We start from the raw sequence: 19,387 nt of genomic DNA on the forward strand, positions 1-19,387 counted from the left end.
GACCGTGTCCCGGGCGATTCCAGAAACACTGGAGATGATCGGGGCGCTCATCGAGCGACCCTCGATCAGTTGCACCGATCCCCGTTACGATCAGAGTAATCTGCCGGTCATCAACCTTTTGGCGGAGTGGCTGGACGCTTTGGGCTTTTCGGTCGAAATTCGTCCTGTCGGAGGCCATAAAGCCAATCTGATCGCAAGCCTGGGCAGCCGCGAAGACCCGACCGGCTTGGTGCTGTCCGGCCATACCGATACGGTCCCTTGCGACCCCGAATTATGGTCTTCGGATCCTTTCAAGGCCGTGGAGAAGGACGGCCGTATTTATGGTCTGGGCAGCGCCGACATGAAGTCTTTTTTCGCGCTGGCACTGGAGGCGGCAAGCCGCTTCGAGGCAAAGGACTTGCGGCATCCTTTGGTGATTCTCGCTACTGCCGACGAAGAAAGCTCGATGTCCGGAGTAAAGTCCCTGGTGGCGGACAACGCGAGGCTCGGGCGTTACGCCGTCATCGGCGAGCCGACCGGCCTCAAGCCGATACGCATGCACAAGGGCGTCATGCTCGAGTCTATCGTGGTGAGAGGGAAGGCGGGGCATTCGAGCGATCCGTCCTTGGGCGCGAATGCCATTGAGGGCATGCACGCCGTGCTATCGGAATTGCTGGCTTTCCGGGCCGAACTCAAAGCGCGGCACCGCAATCCGGCGTTCAAAGTGGATTATCCGACGCTAAACCTCGGTTCGATCCACGGCGGAGACAATCCCAACCGCATCTGCGCGCACTGCGAAACACAGATCGACATTCGTCCGTTACCGGGGATGGAACTTGAGGATTTGCACGATAAGCTGGTAAAGCGGCTCGAACCCGTATTGGCCAAAGAAAAAGGCCTATCCCTGGAAGTTCGCCGTATGTTCGAGGGCTTGCCGCCGTTCGAGAGCGATGCCAGCGCCGAAATCGTCCGTTGCTGTGAAGAACTGAGCGGTTACGGTTCCGGCGCGGTCGCCTTTGGCACCGAGGCGCCGTTTCTGAACCGGCTCGGGCTACAGACGGTAGTCATGGGGCCCGGACATATCGAGCAGGCTCATCAACCCGACGAGTATCTTCCCTTGGATCACATCCGCACGGGGACCGAGATCTTGAGCCGATTGATCGAACGGTTTTGCATCCGCGGCTGAGTCGAGAATGCCCACGCCGATTTCCCCGGAAGCTTACGTTCGCTGGTTTCGCGATTCTTCGCCGTACATCCATGCCCATCGGGGTAAAACCTTCGTAGTGTCGTTCGGCGGGGAGGCCGTCGCCGATAGCGGATTTCCGAATACGATCCATGATTTCGCCATGCTCAACAGCCTGGGCGTGCGTTTGGTGCTGGTGCACGGAATTCGCCCCCAGGTCGATGCCCGTCTGAAATCGCGTGGAGTCGAGGCGCACTATCATCAAGGACTCCGTATTACGGACAATACAGCTCTCGAATGCGTGAAGGAAGCCGCAGGAACGGTTCGCGTGGAAATCGAAGCCTTGTTGTCTCAAGGTTTGGCCAATTCGCCGATGGCCGGAGCGCGCATCCGGGTGGCCTCCGGCAACTTTGTCACGGCCAAGCCGGTGGGCGTCCGGGATGGCGTGGATTTCCAGCACACAGGAGAAGTGAGGCGCATCGATGTCGACGGGATTCGCGGAGAATTGGATCGGGGCGATATCGTGCTGCTTTCCGCAATCGGTTACTCGCCTACCGGCGAGGTGTTCAACCTCAGCGCCGAACAGGTGGCCACCTCGGCCGCCATCGCCCTCAAGGCCGACAAGCTGCTGCTGTTGACCGAGCAAGACTGCCTCTCCGGCTTCGACGGCCAGCTGATCCGGCAGCTTACGACCGGCGAGGCGGAGGTGTTGCTGAAGAATGACAACAGCTTGGCCGACAGCGAGGTCGCTCCGCATCTCAAAGCCGCCGTCGAAGCGTGCTGCCATGGCGTGCGCCGCGCTCATCTACTCGATCGTCATATCGATGGAGCCGTGCTGCTCGAGTTATTTACCCGAGACGGCGTCGGCACACTGGTCAGCAAAACGGCCTTCGAGACCATGCGTCCGGCGACGGTTCAAGACGTTTCAGGGGTGCTCGATCTTATTGCGCCGCTTGAACAAAACGGCGTTCTGGTCCCTCGCTCCCGGGAGCGGCTCGAGACGGACATCGAAGACTTCATCGTGATCGAGCGGGACGGTCTGATTATCGGCTGCGCCGCTTTACATGTGTTTAAGGAAGAACGGATGGGAGAATTGGCCTGCCTTGCGCTTCACAACGATTACCGCGGCGAAAAGCGCGGCGAGCGCTTATTGGAGCATCTGGAGGCGAAAGCCCGTGTATTGCATATAGAACGGCTGTTCGTGCTCACGACTCAAACCGCGCACTGGTTCCGGGAACGCGGTTTCGAGCCGGCGCGCACCACCGATTTGCCTGAGGCGCGCCGCGCGTCCTATAACTCTCACCGCGCTTCCAAGGTATTGATCAAGCCGTTGAAACCCTCGCTAGCTTGAGTCTTATTTCTCACGGATGAGGTCATAGATATTGAGGTAATCCTGCCCGGGATTCTTCCATGAGAAATCGTAGCGCATCGCGTTTTTCATTACTTCCCGGAAGTGATCGGGATAATCGTAATAGCAGCTCAACGCCCGTCCCAGCGCCGATTCCAGCCCGCTGTAGTCATAATCCCTGAACACATAGCCGTTGCGCTCGTTCAGGGGCTTATAGGAGTAATCCTTGTCGAAGACGGTGTCGGCCAAGCCACCGACCTCCCGTACGATCGGCACGGTGCCGTAGCGCATGGCGATCAACTGGGTCAGGCCGCAGGGTTCGAACTGGCTGGGTACCAGAATCATATCGGCGCCGGCGTAGATGAGGTGAGACAGCTCCTCATTGAAGCCGATTTCGATGTGGCAATCCGGATTGTCGTTTAGCTGATGTTTCAGGCTCCAGAAATAGCTGTTGATTTGTCCGTCCGGACTGGAGCCTAGGAGCACGAACTGGCCGCGCCGATGCAGGGTATAGAAAACAGCGTGGCGGATGAGTTCCAGTCCCTTCTGAGGGTCCAGTCGGCCGACGAAAGCGACGATGGGCTTTTCGTTGTCGGCGATCATCAGGCGGTCTCTCAGTACCTTTTTGTTCTTGTACTTTTCCTCGATGTTGTCGACGCCGTAGTGATGCGGGATATAGCGGTCGATTTCCGGGTTCCACATGTTGTAATCGATGCCGTTGACGACGCCACCATATTTAACGTGGTGAATGTGCAGCGTCGGCTCAAGGCCGAAGCCCTGGCCCTGATCCTTGGCTTCGCTGGCGTGGCGCGGGGAAACTGTCGTGACGAAGTTGGAATAGACCACCCCGGCTTTCATCAGGTTAACCGCATGGGGATTGAAGTTGTCCCGCAGCCGGTCGTAATGGCAATAGTATTCGGGCCGGTTGAGCCCGGTCGCCTGGAGCAATTGCGTGCCGGTGACCCCCTGATGCTTGAAGTTATGGATGGTGAAGCACACCCGAGGGTGGGTCATGCCGAGGAATTTATAGATCTCGAACAGAAAAATCGGCGCCAGCGCCGTCTGCCAATCATGACAATGGATGATGTCGGGATTCTTGCCGGATTTCCAGAGGAACTCCATGGCCGCCCGCGTGAAGAAGGCGAAGCGCAGAACGTCGTCGTTGAAGCCGTAGATGCTCCCGCGGTTGAAGAAGTTGTCGCTGGAATGCGGCTCAATGAAGAAGCACTTGCGGCCGTGCACGAATCCGAAATAGACGGTGCAATGAATAGCACCGCCATACCAGGGTACCCATAAGTCTCCGTAAGTTTCGCACAGGCCCCAGATGTGGTCGTAACGGAGGCAATCGTATTTGGGCAGAATAATTTCGACGTGATTGCCGCGGATTTCCAATTCGTTGCTGAGTCCGAATACGACGTCGGCAAGGCCGCCGACCTTGGCGACCGGTGCGAGTTCGGGCGTGATCTGAACGATATACATCGACGGGATCGTCGAGGCGTGATGGTGGGCACGCGGTTCGGGTTCAGCCTGAATCGCCGATGGCGGTACCGGTTCCAGTGACACGGATTCCGGTTCGGGAGATTCCTCCGGTTTTTCCAAAGGTTTCGAATATTGCCGCACGGGCTCCGGCGCTGGTGTGGCGCCGGTCGTCGTTGCCTCAGAGGGTGTTTGTTCAGCGGTCTTTGCGTCTCCGGCGGCTATCGGTTCGGGTATCGAAGATGTGTCCGTGTCGGAGATCGGAGCTGATTGTATCTCCTCAGGATATGGCGATTTCTTTAAATCTCGTGACGAAGCTTCAGCTTCCGCGGGTTTCGCAGGAGACACGGTTGGAACAAGTTTGAGTTGCTTTTTTTCATCTGCCCGATTGATCTTCGCATCAGGCGATTTCTTTTTAGGTTCAGCGTTTTCCCGCTTTTCTCCGGAAACCTTAGGCAAGGCTTTTCTAGCCGATTTCTCTTCCAGAGCTATGGCTGCCGCGAGATGAGCGGTGTCTTTCTCCGGTTTGTGGTCAGGTGTTTTCTCGGACGGTAGAGTGTCGGATTTTGTAGGAGGCACTGCGCGACCAAGCGAAGTCTCCGGCGAGGAGCGTACGTCTGTGGCTTTCGATCGAGTGGTTTCGGTGCGGGATTCGTCCTTTCTCGCTGATTTTTCCGTGGCTTTTCGAAGTTTTCCTTTTTTTGGAGATTCGGGAGCGTCTACTTTCGTATCTGGAGGCGGGGTCTTTTGGGCCATGAGGTTGCGTCCGGTTGCCTAACATGAACTCGACAGGGCTAGTTTAAGCCATCCTTTGTTCCGAAAAAACGCAGTGGAAGCTCAAGTTGGAAGTTAGCCTATTTACTCGGGGGCCTGTCGGCTCCGAAATCGGAGCAACGACAGACGTGTCGAATGAAGGATGGGTGTTATTGCGTCACCAACACCCGCCCCATTCCCGGCGTCAATTCAAACTGGAACGGCGTCGGCAAGTAGTCCAGGGGCCATTCCGGCGAGACATCGAACAGTGGGGGCTCGCTTTGGACGAGGTGGTACAGATTGTCGGAGAAGAAGTTTTGCCGATTCCAGGGATCTTTGTTCAGGATGATCAATGCCTCGCTGCGCTTTCGGCTGGCAGCTTTCCGCATCAGCAAGATCTCCGGATTGGAATGATCGAGCACTTGCGTGACGCTTTCCTCATCGAATACTGGATGCCGGCTTTTTATCCGGTTGATCTGTTCGATGTAGCCGGTCAAATCCACGTCGGTGGTTTCCCAGTCGGCAGGTGTGGTGTTGACGACGTGGAGAGGCTTCTGAAAGCCGAATTCGAACCCCATCGGTATCATTACGCCGGCGGAAAATAGCGCCGCGAAAAAATAGCGCTGTTTGACCGTATCGACATTCTGCTGGAATTCGGCGAACGCGCGCGGCGTATCGTGGCTTTCGGGGAAGCTGATGGACGGTACGGTTTCTCGGGTGAGTTGATACTGGTCCAAAAGCCAGGTGCCTGAAAAATCCCACCATTTCGAGCTATTGAAAATGAAGTCGAAACCGGCTCGGGCGGTTTCTCGGGTCTGGTCGGCACTACAGCCCAAGGTCTCCGCAAGGAATACGGTTTCCGGATGTGCCCGTTTGGTTTCTTCGATGAGCCGCGCCCAAAAACGGCTGGGCAACTGGTAAGCCGCATCGCAGCGTAGCCCTTTAAAGCCCAGGCCAATCAGGTATTCGACGATTTCTCGGCAATACCGGTAAAGTCCTTCCGCGTCGGATGTATGCCGATGGTCGAATTGGGCGAGATCGCGCCAGACGACCTTTTCTCCGTCATGCATGCAGAACGGGTGGGCAATACGTTTGCCTTCTTTGGCGAACCACTCGGGATGTTGTTTCAGCAAAGCGGAATCGTAGGCACAATGATTGATAACCAGATCGACCATCATGCCGAGGCCGAGACTTTCGGCCTGGCCGACTATCTCGCGCAGTTGATCCTCCGAAGATTTCGACGAGCGGGAATTGAGCAGCGACGGATCGATTCGAAAATAGTTTTTAATGGAATAAAGGCTGCGGGAACGTCCCAGCTCTTGAATGGGATTCACGAAGATCCAGTTGAATCCCATATGTGCCGCCCGTTCCAGATGCGGCTTCCAACTGTTTAGAGGGCCGGCAAGGCGAGGGAAAAGATTGTAAATTTTCATGAGCTCTGGGGAATCATTTGGCGTGCGATACGAGCCGTGCGAGAGTCTCGATGGTTTACGCTTGATATCAAATAGACCGTGATGAACATGGCCTGGTTCATCCCATGTTATTAAGTGTGCGAGCCTCCGCAAAACAGTCTTGCTATCGTTTCAGTTCTCGGTATTTCAGTTGCCGATTGTCGAAGAGCTAAAACGAACGGCGGACAATATTCAATGCCTGGTTCTTCAAATAAACATCAGTCGAAAAAGGGATGCCCGTAGGCATCCCTCGTAGTTTGCGACCGAACTTGCGGAACAGCGAAGCCGGTGTGTCAGACCATAGTCCGCGCGATTTTGAACGCCTCGCGGAAATCGTAAAACACGGGTTCATCCTGTTGAAGAAGCGAACGGAGCAACTGCAATTGCAGCTTGTATTTGTAATCGCCGACAGCCAATGCGCCGATACCGACGGCGCCCGCTGATTTGGTGGCATACTTGAGCGGAGCGCCTAGGTCAGTCCGCTTGACGCCATCGATACCCAATGGCGGAACCGCGTTCACATCTGCCGCGACCTTGAGCTGGCTCGCTTCCGCCAAGGTGCTGGCTTTTAAAACCTGTACTCCGGCCTTAGCCGTGCAGAACACGACGTCCGCCTTATGCAGCAAGTGGGCTTTATCGGCCTCGGATGTCGCGCAAGTGCCTTCCAGTCGAGTTTCGAACATGCGTCCGTAGGTATCGGCTTTTTCCAAGGCATTATCGAGCGATGCGTGATCGACGATAGTCGTTTCCGCTCCGCACAAAGCCGCTATGACTCCGGTTGCTATGCCGACCGGCCCGGTACCGCCGAACACCACGGCGTTGCAGCCTTTCAACTCGGTGCCGTGCTTTTCCTTAAGCTGTTTCTCAGCCAAGGCAACCAAAGCCGCTGCCGTGGTAAAACCTCCGCTGGGGTCGGCGAGGACGGAAATTTGGAAGGGAGGCACCATGGCTTTTTTGGTGGTTTCTAACATGCTCACGGCCAAACCGATATCGCGCCCGCCGATAAACATGCCCGTTCTCTTTACGCCTTCCGGCCCGCGTGAAAAGATGGCGTCTTGAGTAAGGCCGTTGATTTCCTCCAGCTTTACGTGATTGAGCGGAATGATCATGTCGAAATCCGCATCAACTGCCATATTGATATCAAAAGGGCTGTTGTGGGGCATCGGATCGAGCATGTATAAAACACTGCGTTTAGACATGTTTTTATTTCTCTCCTTCAATAATAAAGAGTGTTTTTCCGGATATTATTCATCATACATGGATTTCAGGACGGAAATGCCACGCTCCACGACTATTTCCCACGCTTTTTCAAGTTCCGGATTGAACTTCGGATCGCTTTCGGCCACGGTTGCCATAAGGGCGGAAATCCAGAAGTCGTAAAGCTCCGGTTCGATATTAAGTCCGGACCTGGAATGGGATTCGCCGAGCTGAATCATCTTTTCCGCCGTGACGGAACTCGGCTCATAAAAGAACAAAATTAAATGCCTGATCCCCTGATCCAGTAGTTTCTTCTGGGTATCCCAGTTGGTTTTGCGGAATTTTTCCTCGATTTTGGGCGATGATGCGACAAAAGCATTATAGAAATCGTCTATAAATGTCCCGGTAAGACGACATCGGGTGTAGCTTTTGTCCACCATCTCTTTGAGTATTTTATCATTATCGATGTCTGCGGCTTGAATTGCCTCGGCGGTATTATTCATTACTATGCTCCTCCTGACTGATCCAGTTAATTATTACTATTTATATGCCGGCAATTAAACGTCTGTACACGAACTATCTTATTCCCCGAACGGCTGTCCCTAACCCGAGGTTTATCCGGTAATTAATTACCGACTGGATAATGATCGCGCAATACCCGTTTCATTGGGCCATAGTAATAAATAGCATATTAATGAATTTCTGCTTTAAGGCTCTAAAGCTTTTTGGCGTGTTCCCGCGCCACTTCGAAAGCGTCGTTATAATCGAGAAAAACCGGCTTATCCGACTGACGTAGTTGGAAACGCATTTTATTCAGCAGTTTATGCTGCGTCTGGTATTTGACGTTGCCGATTGCCAAGGCGCCAACCCCGACGGCGCCGCTACGGGAACCTTCAATCGCCGTGCCCTTGTGGTGAGGGCCGAGGCCGGCGATGCCGGACGGCGGAACCGCGTTGACATCCGCTGCGACTTTAAGCTGCGGTGCGGCGGCGATCAATTCCGCACTCAGCACTTCAATGCCGGCTGCGGCGGTAGCGAATACCACGTCGGCGGTTTTGATAAGCTCCGGCTTATTGGCGTCGGCGTCGCCTTGAATGTTGGTTTGACCCGCCCCGAATTCGGCATTGCATTGTTCGGCGATCTTCTGGGCTCTTTCCAGCTGGCGACCGATGATTTTTACGTTGGCTCCGGCTTTAGCGGCCAGTACGGCGGCGATCTGCCCGACTGGTCCGGTGCCTCCCAAGGCGAGTACGTTTTTGCCTTGCAGAGTTGTCTGGTGGCGCTTTTCCAGCTCCCGTTCCGCCATGGCGACCATGGCGGCCGCCGTGGTGAAGGCACCGCTCGGGTCCGCAAACGCGGAAATCACAAAGGGCGGAACCATGGATTTCTTGGCGGTCCCGAGCATGTCCATGGCCGTTTTTACATCCCGCCCGCCGATGAAAATGCCGGTCCGTTTCACGCCGCTCGGGCCTCTCGAGAAAATCGCATCCTGCACCAAGGCGGTCACCTCACCCAGTTCGATATTGAGGTAGGGGATGGCGGAAATCCAGCCGGCGTCCAAAGCCATATTGACGTCGAACGGGCTGAGATTCTTTTCCGAGGTGAACATATGCAGGATGAACGGTTTTTCCATGCGTGGGTCCTCTGTAATTTTTTTTAGCGGAGACAAAGGGGCTTTAAATGCCTGGCCGAGTTGGGCGCGGATTGGCCGCGCCAGCATAACACAGTTCAGGCGGCGGGGGATCGTCGTCGGACGGGGGCTTGTTCGGGCAGAAGAGCTATCGGTTTTCCAGCAACTGCGCATGCGCCGCCGCCAGGCGGGCGATAGGGACCCGGTGGGGCGAGCAGGACACGTAATCCAGCCCGATGGAATGGCAAAACCGGATGGAGGTCGGATGACCGCCCTGTTCGCCGCAGATGCCTACCTCGAGTTGCGGGTTGGTCTTCCGGCCCCATTCGACGGTCATTTGCATCAACGCGCCGACCCCTTTGATATCCAGCACCTCGAACGGGTTGTCCTGCAGAATGCCGTATTCGGTGTAAAGCGGCAGGAACTTGTTCTCGGCGTCCTCGCGGGAGAAGGAAAAAGTCGCCTGGGTCAGATCGTTGGTGCCGAAGGAGAAGAATTCGGCGATTCGAGCCAAGTCTTGCGCCCGCGTGCAGGCGCGGACCGTTTCCACCATGCTGCCGAACTTGAATGCCAGCTCCAAACCGAACTCTGTCTCGATTTCTCGCCGGATTTTGTCCACACTGGCTTTGACATGTTTCAGCTCCTGAGCGGTGATGACTTGCGGGACCATGATCTCGGGATTGACGGGCACGCCTTCTTTCAGACATTGCGCGGTGGCTTCCAAGATGGCGCGGATCTGCATCTCGTAAATTTCGGGATAGGTGATGCCGAGGCGAACGCCGCGATGGCCCAGCATCGGATTGACCTCGTGCAGTTCCCTCACTTTACGCAGCATCTGTTCCTTTTTGGCAATGACACTGTTGACCAGGTCCTCGCTTAAATCATTCGCGGCATAAGGGGCATTCAACGCGCTCAGAGCGGTGCTGCGTCCTTTTACGGCCAACCGGTATTCCTTCAAGGACTCGATCTCGTCGAGCAACTGATTTTCGCTCGGCAGGAATTCATGCATCGGAGGGTCGAGCAGCCGTATGGTGACCGGCCGCGGCGCCACGATCTTGAGCAATTGTTTGAAGTCTTCGCGCTGGATGGGCAATAGCTTATCCAGTGCGGCTTGCCGCTCCTCGGTGTCGTGGGCGAGGATCATCTCCACGACGAGAGGAAGGCGCTCGCTGGCGTTGAACATGCGCTCCGTACGGCAGAGGCCGATGCCCATGGCGCCATGTTCCATCGCAACGGCCGCGCTCTCGGGCGTGTCGGCGTTAGCCAGGACCTTGAGCCGGGCGGCTTCGTCGGCCCAGGACAACAGCGTTTTCAACTCATCCGAAAACTTCGGCGCGATGGTCGGGATTTCTCCCAGATAGACATTGCCGGTGCTGCCATCGATAGTGATGACATCGCCTTCGCGTAAGGTGACTTCGCCCACCCGAGCCAAGCGCGCCCGGCTGTCCACCCGGATGCCTTCCGCGCCGGCGACGCAAGCTTTGCCCATGCCGCGGGCCACCACCGCCGCATGCGAGGTTTTTCCGCCGCGGCTGGTCAAAACGCCTTGCGCGGCGAAGAAGCCGTGTATGTCTTCCGGTTTGGTTTCCTCCCGCACCAGGATGACTTTCTCGCCGGCTCGACCCTGGATCTCGGCTTGATCGGCATCGAACACGCACCGGCCGCTGGCGGCTCCGGGCGAAGCCGGCAAGCCTTGGGCTATGGGTTTTTCCATGTGGCTCGGATCGAGGCAGGGGTGCAGCAGCTGTTCGAGATGCGAGGGATTCACCCGCAGCAAGGCTTGCGCCTTGCCGATCAGCCCCTCGTCGTACATTTCCACCGACGTTCTTACCATGGCCGTGGCGTTCATCTTGCCGTTCCGGGTTTGGAGGCAATAGAGAACGCTCTTTTCGATGGTGTATTCGTAGTCTTGCACCTCCCGGTAATGCCCTTCGAGCTTGTCGCGCAAGTCGACGAGCTGGCTATACAGCTCGGGCATCTCCTGTTTCATCTCATGCACCGGTTTCGGTGTACGGATGCCGGCCACCACATCCTCGCCCTGGGCGTTGACCAGATATTCGCCGAACATCTCGTTTTCGCCCGTGGCGGGATTGCGGGTAAAGCCGACGCCGGTCGCGCAGTCGTTGCCCATGTTGCCGAACACCATGGTCACCACGTTGACGGCGGTGCCGTTGGCCATGTCCGGCGTAATATGGAATTCCCGGCGATAATCCACGGCGCGTTTGCCCATCCAGGAGCCGAAAACCGCCTTGATGGCGATTTCCAATTGTTCGAAGGTATCTTCCGGAAAAGGCCTACCGGTTGCATCCTGCACGATCTTCAGGAAACGCTCGCTGATTTCCTTCAGGTGCTCCGCGCTCAGTGCTATGTCGGCCTTGACGCCGGCCGCCCGTTTGACGTCCTCGAAAGCCTCGTCGAACAGGGCGTCCGAAACGCCCAGAGCGATTTTGCCGAAGAGTTGAATGAAGCGCCTGAACGCGTCATATCCGAAGCGCTCGTTGGCGGTCTGCCGGATGAGTCCTCGCAGCGTTTTTCGGTTGAGGCCCAGATTGAGGATAGTGTCCATCATGCCGGGCATGGACATCGCGGAGCCGGATCGCACGGACACCAACAGAGGGTTGTCCTCGCCGCCGAATCGCTTGCCGGTTTTTTCCTCCAGTCGTCCGATGTGGTCGCGTACTTCGTCCAAGATCCCATCGGGGATGGTCTTTTTCTCCAAGTATTCGAGGCAGGCTTCGGTCGTGATGACGAAGCCCGGCGGCACGTTCAGGCCGATTTGCGTCATCTCGCACAGGTTGGCACCTTTGCCGCCCAAAAGCCGCTTATCACGGCCGTCGCCTTCGGTAAAGGCGTACACGTATTTCTTATTCATACCTGCTCTCCTTGGATTAAGACTTGGATCATTGTTCGAATCCCGAATCGGAGAATCCTAAAGCCGTGATACCCGAAATATACCGACGAGCTAGTGATGATGTCTTTTCAAGCGGCCGATGTTTTGGCTAGCTCCAGTTTGGCGCGATCACGTGTGCCGAACAGCTGGCTTTCCGGCAAGTCGCGTTCCGCTTCGGCAAGCGCTTTTCCCTCAATAATGCAGCTGAGCTTCAAGATCCTGGCGAGGTGGTTTTGATGGATCGATAGATTTGGGGCACGACATGCAAAATTCTTGGAGCAGGGAAAACCTGCGGGCCGGTTAATTTTCGGGCGATTCGGCGGATTTCGCCTCAACGATCCTTTTGAGCTTCCATTCGCGGTGTTTGTTCATAATGTCGACGACTTCGAGAGGGTCGTCCGTTATCGAGATGTGTTCCAAAGCGGGTTTGTCGACAAATTGGTTGGCGAGTATCGCGTTGTTGATCCAGTCCATTAAGCCATTCCAATGCTCCGAACCGAATAGAACCAGCGGCATGGGATGGATTTTGTGCGTTTGCATCAGACTGAGTGCTTCGAACAATTCGTCCAAGGTAGTGAATCCGCCGGGAAAGCAGACATAGCCCATCGAATATTTCACAAACATGAGTTTGCGCACGAAAAAGTAGCGAAACTCCAGGCTGAGGTTTTGGTATGAATTCGATTTCTCTTCGCCGGACGATTCGATATTGAGTCCGATCGAGCGGGCTTTTTTGAGACGGGCACCCTTATTGGCGGCCTCCATAACGCCCAGCCCGCCGCCGCTGATAATGGCATAGCCGTGGCTGGCGAGTACCTCGGCGACGGTTTGTGCGGCCTGATAGTACGGACTGCTCGGTTTGATATTGGCGGAGCCGAAAAAAGAGACGGCGAAGCGAATATCGGAAAGCTTGTCAAAGCCTTCGGTGAACTCGCTGATGATCCTGAACATGCGCCACGACTCGCCGCCTTTGAAATCTTCGATCATAAGCCTACCCTAGGGTTGAAGTGGGATGGAGCTTTAGAGTATGGCAGCTAATGGTGAAATTTCACCGACGCCTCGGTGGAAGCGTCGGACTGAGTTTTCGCGCAAGTAGTTGTTGTGCAAGCAGTCGTCGTCTGGGGCGAGGCAGAATGGGGCGGCTCTTCCGTTTGACTAACGGTCTGTCCGCCTAACGAATTGTAGGCCGGGATAAGCCTGTCCCGGGCCCGGTCGAAGGGGCGTCAGCTGTTCCCGGCGCGCTGCGGACAAAACGCCGGATACGCGAAGCCTGTCCTGAGCGAAGCCGAAGGGCTTAATCCGGCCTACAGTTTGGCCAAGCAACCCGCATGCGGGACGGCGACCCAATCCATGCCGCTGGACTATGATGAAAACCGCTTCAGCAATCCATCCGCCCAAAGCGTCAGACCGTAATCATTAATCTCACCGAATCCAAGCGTAAGTGCGCTCCCTGAATGCAGTTGTTCATCTCTATGGCGTTCTCTTTAAGCTGATCCAGCTCTTCCTGGCGCACGTTCGGGTTGACGCGCCGCAGGGCCGCCAGGCGTTTGAGCTCGGTCGTCATGGTGTCGAGCATCCTTTTCGCACTTTCGCCGATGACGGTGGGCATTTGCGCCCGTGCCTTCTTTTCGGCATTGCTTATCAGCCGGGTGATGAGCTTTTGCCGGCTGCGGACCAGCCCCAGCGCGTGTTCCCGGTCGAACTGCTGGGGTTGTTCGGCAAGGCTTTCAAAGGGCAGGGCGCTGAGATCGTTGCCATCCTGATCGAACAGGAAGCGCAGCACCGTGGGCGGAAAGAAACGCCCGATCTGCAAGCGCTTCGGTGCCGCGCACTCGATCAAATAAATGGTTTCCAGGAGCAGTTGGCCGGTCTCCAGATCCGGGTGCCGGACTAAGCTCAGCGCGGCATTGCCGTGCTCGCTGTTTAGAATGAGATCGATGGCGCCCCGCAGCATCGGGTGCTCCCAGGTCAGGAACAGCATGTCCTCGCGCGCCAAACCGATGCTCCGGTCCAGCGTGACCGTCACGCCGTCGTCGGGCAGCTCCGGGAACTGGGTGCGCATATGTTCGCCGGGCCTGAGGATATAGCAATGTTCCGAATGTTCCTCGATGGCGACTCCGTAAGCGTCGAACACCCGTTCCAAATAAGGCCAGGGATTATTCTCACGGTCCGTCTCTTCGATCAGCCGGACGAGATGATCCGCGGCGTTTTTGCGGCAGGAGTTCAATTCCAGCAACCGATCCCGGCCCTGATGCAATTCCTCCTGGATCGCATCGGTCAGCTTCCGCGCCCGCTCCACCAGTTTGATTTCGCCTGCGGCGCCGGGCGCCTGCAGTAAGGCGGCAAGCTCTCCCCCGAGCCGGCTGAAGACCGGAAGCCCCGCCGAACAAGGCTGGCTGAACGCATTCAGTCCCTCGTTATACCAGCGGAACAATACGGCTTGAGCGCTGCCCTCGAAGTAGGCGGCGTGAATGCGGATGATTTCGGATTGTCCGATACGGTCGAGACGACCGATCCGCTGTTCCAGCAGGTCGGGGTTGAGCGGCAGATCGAACATCACCAGGTGATGGGCGAATTGAAAATTGCGTCCTTCGCTGCCGATTTCCGAGCACACCAGCGCCTGAGCGCCATCGTCGGTATCGGCGAACCAGGCCGCCGCCCGGTCGCGGGCCACGATGCTCATTTGCTCGTGAAAAACCGCCGCGCGCACGCCCTGGATTCGAAGTGCCTCCTCCAAATCGATGGCGGTTTTGGCTTTCGCGCAGATCACCAGAACCTTGGCCGATTTGAGGTTCTTTATGGTCTTGGCCAACCACTCCACCCGGCTGTCCAGACGCCACCATTCGACGGCCTCTTTGGCATACCGGGCATACAGGGTTTCCGGATGAAGGAGGTCTTCGATCTGAGGTTGAGTCTCGGCCAACAGATTGCTGTATGCCTCGGGCAGCGGCAGGGGATGGGCGACCAGTTCCCGTCCCGGAAAACCCTTGACCGTAGCCCTGGTATTGCGGAACAAGACCCGGCCCGTGCCGTGGCGGTCCAGCAGGAGTTGAATCAGTTCGCGACGCGCGTCCTCGGCGCGCTCGGGGTCGTCCAATCGTGCCAATAAATCGTCCGCCAAGTCTTGCGAGATGATGGATTTCAGTTGACTCAAGGTCTCCCGGTCCAATTTCGGATCATCCAGCAGATGATTGATCACCTCAGCCAGCGACTCGTATTGCATTTCCTCGAGCTGAAATCGGTCGTAGCTGTAGAAGCGATCGGGGTCGAGCAGGCGCAAGCGGGCGAAATGGCTGCGCTTGCCGAGTTGTTCCGGAGTTGCCGTCAGGAGCAGAAGGCTCGGCACGGCCTTGCCCAATTGCTCGACGAACAGATACTCCGGGCTGGCTTGCTGCTCCGACCATTGCAGGTGGTGCGCCTCGTCGATCACGCACATATCCCATCCGGCCGCGAGCGCGGCTTCCTGGCGTTCTTCGTCGTCCATGAAGAAATCCAGGCTGCACAGGACCAGTTGTTCGCTCAGGAAGGGATTGCCGTCGTCGATTTGCCAGAAACGCTCCTCGTCGAACAGGCTGAAGCGCAGGTTGAAGCGCCTCAGCATCTCCACCAGCCATTGGTGCAACAACGGTTCCGGCACGATGATGAGGATGCGTTCGGCACGTCCGATCAACAGTTGATGGTGGATGATCAGTCCCGCTTCGATGGTTTTGCCGAGGCCGACTTCATCGGCCAGCAATACGCGCGGGGCTTGGCGGTGAGCGACTTCATGGGCAATGTAGATCTGGTGCGGAATGATGCTGGTGCGCCCGCCGCACAAGCCGCGAACCGGCGATTGCTCCAGTTGGCCGATTCTCCGCAGCGTTTCGTAGCGCAAACGAAACAGCGCCGAAGGGTCGAGCTGGCCGGTGAAAAGCCGATCCTGCGGTTTGTTGAATTGCATGAAATGGTTGAGATCGACTTCGTCGAGGCTTCGCGGCGTCCCGTCCTCGCCCAGTCCTGCGTAGGTTATAAGGCCATGATTTTCCTGCACCTCCGACACTTTGAGCTTCCAGCCTTCCGCACTTTCGACCGAATCGCCCTTGGAAAACCTTACCCGCGTCAACGGGGAGTTATCGACCGCATAGGTGCGGCGCTCGCTGCTGGCGATAAAAAGAATGGTCACGCGGTTATTTTCGACGGCCAGCACGATACCCAGACCCAGTTCGGGTTCGGTCTCGCTAATCCACCGTTGTCCAGGAACGAAAGTCGGCAAGGTCATCTCTCCTAAAAGGAAACATCAAAAGACAGGTGCAGAATTGTAGCAGGGCCGCCCGGATTGGCGGTTGCGGCGCCCGCTCCCAATATGAGCGGGAAGGGGCGTCTAAGTTTCCGATAAGCCTTGGAGTTCGATGGATGCGACCCGGTGAGACGCCCCGAAGAGGCCGTGAACGAGTGACGGAAAGGCGTTCTGATCGAGGCGAACGCTTTTCCGGAGATCGGGGGCAAGGTTATCGCGGATTGCGGGTTTGACCGATACCGTCATGAAAGGGTCATGAACAGGTCAGGCTTTTGTTATTTGCTTCGGATTTCCTTAAGTGAAGTGCCAAGGAATACTGAAACGGAAGAACCCTAAGGCAAACAATAAAAGCCTGACCTGTTTTTCGCTAAAGCTAATGCGCCCTATGCGAGCTGAGGGTTAAAAACCCCCGATTAGCCGATTATGTGTACTATCGTTCCGTCCATGACGATTGAGGGTTTATAGTTACATTGCACGCCCGTTTATTACTTAAAAACGCTGAAATCGCCTGAAAGGATAGATCGAAATTTGGAGAAGGGCCGGGATAAACCTGCTCGAATAATAGTCCGTCATCGCGCATCTCGCTAATGTCTATTTCTATAAACGGAATTAGGGTGGATTTACTAGGTCTGAACTTTATACTCGGATCCGTATAATACTTGTAATACTTAGAAATTAAGCGCCACTCGCCTTCTTCCCGGAAGGTTGAATCCTTAAGAGCGCAGAAGACTTTTAGCAGTGGTTCTGCTTGTCTATTCAGAAAATCTAGATATTCGACTTGGGTGGCAACGTATTCGGTGGGTAAATGTGGGAATGCTGCTAGAAACTCAGACTTTATCCGCTCAAGCTCATTCGCTAGGCGCCTTTGGCATTCGTCTCTTTCATAAATGCACTTCGTTAACGACAGCTGATTTCGAGCCGCGAGGCGTTCTAGGTCGGTAACGTTGAAGCCAATGCTTACGCCCGAGCCGTGCTTAGTGTAAGCACGCCATTGGGACAGTAGATTGCGATGTTCGCTAAGTGAAAAGACGAATATGTAATGGGCATTGGTCTTCAAACCATAAAGCCAACGACTTAATTCGAAGTAGAAATTGGCGATCTTGGTGTTTTCTGCTTCGTCGGCGGCTGCATCCAAAAGCCTTTGAAAATGGTTTATGGCAAATACGATTTCGTTGGAATCATTTAGGTAGTATGCGTTTGTGGCGCGGAGATTCCGGTTCTCCACAATGCTATGGAGTGCATCGTGTGTCGTGTAATGGAACAGGACACCTTCTGTTTTTGGAGCAACGATCATTTTGGGATCCTAGTACACAGAACAAGTGATTAAACGGATTTGTACATCATGCAATTCCAAGGTGATATATAGAAATCCAATCCCCGATTATGTAACACGGGAACCACGATTATCTAGGTAAAGTGTAATCGTAACTGTAAACGTAAAATGTAAGGAAACTGCAGTTTAGTAGGGCGGAATAGCGTACCCGCGTATTCCAATCGTAAACGGTTGTCCGGGGAAGGGGCATCCAGGTGCTCCCTGGATGCCCGTTTGCGATTGGAAGGGCGGCTTCGGCGCTCCCGAAGCCGCCGTTTGCGATTGGAGCGCCCGGACAACCCTTCCGCCGCACGGATCATTTCCAATCCAGCTTATCGCTCCAGGTCAGATTGTCGTCGACCCAATAGCTGAAATTCCTTTTGTCGCCGCCGGCGGCCGGTTTGAGGTCGAGGACGAACAGGGCACGGCCGACGCTGCGGCGGCGGTAGCTGGGCTTGGTCCTTTTTAGGAGTTTGAGGAGCCAGTGTCCGGCATTCTTTTCCACGACCTGGTCGCGCCAGGTGCCAAAATTGATGTAGGTATAGTTTTGGCCTTTATCGACATCGGGTTCTTCTTCCAGAGGATTATGGGTGTGGCCTTCGCCGTGGATGTGAAACCCGTAGATGCGATTTTCGGGCAGGAAAGCCGGGAATTTCTTCATTTCTTCGAAAGTGACCGGCTCTTCCCGGTGGTGGCTGCGGAACCAGGCGAGTATTTTCATGAACCATTCAATCGACTTGAGCGCCAGCGTGCGGTGCAGCATTTCCGCGATGCGCAGCCACCAGCGTAGAAAGCGCAGGCCGATACGCCGTTTCGTGGGGGAGCTTTCATAGGTGAAATCCCAGCTTAGCCACTGGGATACGGAGTCTTGCAGGAGCTTTTCGATAGTGTCGGCGATGTCGGGCCGTTCCTTGAGCTTCTGGGTTTCTTCGATGATGCGTGAAACCGCGGCATAGCTCGGCCGGTAGAGATCGAGTTCGTCGAGGACTTGTTCCAAACGGCTCATCCCAAGGCTTTTCGCTTCCGATCGGGCGATGCGTTGCCTATCCTCCTCGGCCAAGGCTTGCTTGGCTTTCCAGATGAAACCGGACAGGACGCCCGCCGCGACCGTATCGCCGAAGCAGGGATCGGTGAACGGCCGGTAGCGGAGTTTCCGCCAGGTCTCGATCTGCCAGCCGTTCTCGATGGACCATTCCGGGAGCGCGTGGCAATTGTCGCCGTCGCGCCACTGGCCGTGGGTGACGAACAGGCGGAAGCCGAGATCGGCGTAATAGAAGGGAAACCAGGGGGCGCTGCCGGGACTTTTGAACAGGCTTTCGTCGCCGTACATCCGCCCGACCTTCAGCCGATAATCGTCCGGGATGTCTTTCAGCTTCCAGCCCAGGCATTCTTCGTAAAAGAGTTTGAGCGCCTCGGGCGCCGACAGGATTTCCTTGTCGTGATTGCCGAGCAGCACCAGGACGTCGACCTTTTTGACGCCCTTATCTCGAAGCGATGCCGGCAACTCGCGGAGCATCTGGAAAAACCGGCAGTCACCGCCGTCATGTCCGGAGTGCTGGTCGATGATTCCTTGCATGATCGTTTTCACGATACCGGGAAACTCGGGGTGCTCGCGTTCCCAAGGGTACACGCCGCGTTCCGCCCAGTGCTTGGTGCGGATCATGTCGACCACGTCGCCGTCCAGGACGAACACCAGTTCCTCGATCTTGCGATCCTCGCACAGGAGGGTGATCTCCCCGAAGAAATCGTCCCAGTCGTCGCGGCTTTGCACGCCCACCGTGCCGTCGGTGAAATGCACGTCGCTGATGCAGACGCACAAGCGGTTCGGCCGGTCCACATCGCTGACATCGACCGCGTGAAAGAATTCGAGCGCTTCGGATTGGCTCATGATCAAG

The 19,387-nt window shown here is 56.0% G+C and carries 13 protein-coding genes; 3 read left to right on the forward strand and 10 right to left on the reverse strand.

Going from position 1 to position 19,387, the window contains the following annotated elements:
* Window positions 1-4 precede the first annotated feature (4 nt).
* Both argE and argA read left to right on the forward strand, forming a co-directional pair.
* Window positions 5-1,165 carry an acetylornithine deacetylase gene (argE, locus tag VEB01_RS15680; protein WP_324877043.1) on the forward strand — a complete coding sequence of 387 codons (1,161 nt, stop codon included), beginning with the start codon at window positions 5-7 and terminating at the stop codon, window positions 1,163-1,165.
* Between the two features lie 7 nt (window positions 1,166-1,172).
* Window positions 1,173-2,513, forward strand: a complete 1,341-nt coding sequence (gene argA / locus VEB01_RS15685; protein WP_324877045.1) for an amino-acid N-acetyltransferase — start codon at window positions 1,173-1,175, stop codon at window positions 2,511-2,513.
* Window positions 2,514-2,516: 3 nt separating this feature from the next.
* Here argA and VEB01_RS15690 read toward each other — a convergent pair whose 3' ends face one another.
* On the reverse strand, window positions 2,517-4,073 hold the full coding sequence (locus VEB01_RS15690; RefSeq protein WP_324877047.1) for a glycogen synthase: 1,557 nt from the start codon (window positions 4,071-4,073) through the stop codon (window positions 2,517-2,519).
* A 73-nt stretch (window positions 4,074-4,146) separates the two neighbouring features.
* On the opposite strand from VEB01_RS15690, the gene VEB01_RS15695 reads away from it, so the two are divergent.
* Entirely contained in the window at window positions 4,147-4,494 is a 348-nt protein-coding gene (locus tag VEB01_RS15695; protein ID WP_324877048.1) for a hypothetical protein, read from the forward strand.
* Between the two features lie 415 nt (window positions 4,495-4,909).
* Here VEB01_RS15695 and VEB01_RS15700 read toward each other — a convergent pair whose 3' ends face one another.
* The 9 genes from VEB01_RS15700 to VEB01_RS15740 all read right to left on the reverse strand — a co-directional run bounded on the left by VEB01_RS15700 (window position 4,910) and on the right by VEB01_RS15740 (window position 19,380).
* Complete coding sequence (locus tag VEB01_RS15700) at window positions 4,910-6,172, reverse strand: alpha-amylase family glycosyl hydrolase (RefSeq protein ID WP_324877050.1); 1,263 nt, start codon at window positions 6,170-6,172, stop codon at window positions 4,910-4,912.
* A gap of 311 nt (window positions 6,173-6,483) precedes the next feature.
* A complete protein-coding gene (locus VEB01_RS15705; RefSeq protein ID WP_324877052.1) occupies window positions 6,484-7,389 on the reverse strand; it encodes an NAD(P)-dependent methylenetetrahydromethanopterin dehydrogenase in 906 nt (301 codons plus the stop codon).
* A gap of 45 nt (window positions 7,390-7,434) precedes the next feature.
* The gene (locus VEB01_RS15710) at window positions 7,435-7,890 is read right to left on the reverse strand and encodes a globin (protein ID WP_324877054.1); all 456 of its coding nucleotides are present in this window, start codon (window positions 7,888-7,890) and stop codon (window positions 7,435-7,437) included.
* A 212-nt stretch (window positions 7,891-8,102) separates the two neighbouring features.
* A complete protein-coding gene (locus VEB01_RS15715; RefSeq protein ID WP_324877056.1) occupies window positions 8,103-9,020 on the reverse strand; it encodes an NAD(P)-dependent methylenetetrahydromethanopterin dehydrogenase in 918 nt (305 codons plus the stop codon).
* Window positions 9,021-9,165: 145 nt separating this feature from the next.
* On the reverse strand, window positions 9,166-11,889 hold the full coding sequence (ppdK, locus tag VEB01_RS15720) for a pyruvate, phosphate dikinase (RefSeq protein WP_324877057.1): 2,724 nt from the start codon (window positions 11,887-11,889) through the stop codon (window positions 9,166-9,168).
* Window positions 11,890-12,207: 318 nt separating this feature from the next.
* Window positions 12,208-12,891 carry an LOG family protein gene (locus VEB01_RS15725; RefSeq protein WP_324877058.1) on the reverse strand — a complete coding sequence of 228 codons (684 nt, stop codon included), beginning with the start codon at window positions 12,889-12,891 and terminating at the stop codon, window positions 12,208-12,210.
* Between the two features lie 415 nt (window positions 12,892-13,306).
* Complete coding sequence (gene rapA / locus VEB01_RS15730; protein WP_324877060.1) at window positions 13,307-16,162, reverse strand: RNA polymerase-associated protein RapA; 2,856 nt, start codon at window positions 16,160-16,162, stop codon at window positions 13,307-13,309.
* 448 nt (window positions 16,163-16,610) lie between these two features.
* Window positions 16,611-17,474 carry a DUF2971 domain-containing protein gene (locus VEB01_RS15735; protein WP_324877062.1) on the reverse strand — a complete coding sequence of 288 codons (864 nt, stop codon included), beginning with the start codon at window positions 17,472-17,474 and terminating at the stop codon, window positions 16,611-16,613.
* A gap of 334 nt (window positions 17,475-17,808) precedes the next feature.
* A complete protein-coding gene (locus tag VEB01_RS15740) occupies window positions 17,809-19,380 on the reverse strand; it encodes a hypothetical protein (RefSeq protein WP_324877064.1) in 1,572 nt (523 codons plus the stop codon).
* Window positions 19,381-19,387: the final 7 nt, after the last annotated feature.

The sequence above is a fragment of the Methylocaldum sp. genome, assembly GCF_035627495.1.
In the GTDB taxonomy this organism is placed as follows: Bacteria; Pseudomonadota; Gammaproteobacteria; order Methylococcales; family Methylococcaceae; genus Methylocaldum.

Bases quoted from the DNA above. Each gene is read 5' to 3' on its own strand.
- argA (WP_324877045.1), top strand. From the start codon at position 1,173: ATGCCCACGCCGATTTCCCCGGAAGCTTACGTTCGCTGGTTTCGCGAT.
- VEB01_RS15700 (WP_324877050.1), bottom strand. From the start codon at position 6,172: ATGAAAATTTACAATCTTTTCCCTCGCCTTGCCGGCCCTCTAAACAGT.
- VEB01_RS15705 (WP_324877052.1), bottom strand. From the start codon at position 7,389: ATGTCTAAACGCAGTGTTTTATACATGCTCGATCCGATGCCCCACAAC.
- VEB01_RS15710 (WP_324877054.1), bottom strand. From the start codon at position 7,890: ATGAATAATACCGCCGAGGCAATTCAAGCCGCAGACATCGATAATGAT.
- VEB01_RS15715 (WP_324877056.1), bottom strand. From the start codon at position 9,020: ATGGAAAAACCGTTCATCCTGCATATGTTCACCTCGGAAAAGAATCTC.
- ppdK (WP_324877057.1), bottom strand. From the start codon at position 11,889: ATGAATAAGAAATACGTGTACGCCTTTACCGAAGGCGACGGCCGTGAT.
- VEB01_RS15725 (WP_324877058.1), bottom strand. From the start codon at position 12,891: ATGATCGAAGATTTCAAAGGCGGCGAGTCGTGGCGCATGTTCAGGATC.
- rapA (WP_324877060.1), bottom strand. From the start codon at position 16,162: ATGACCTTGCCGACTTTCGTTCCTGGACAACGGTGGATTAGCGAGACC.
- VEB01_RS15735 (WP_324877062.1), bottom strand. From the start codon at position 17,474: ATGATCGTTGCTCCAAAAACAGAAGGTGTCCTGTTCCATTACACGACA.
- VEB01_RS15740 (WP_324877064.1), bottom strand. From the start codon at position 19,380: ATGAGCCAATCCGAAGCGCTCGAATTCTTTCACGCGGTCGATGTCAGC.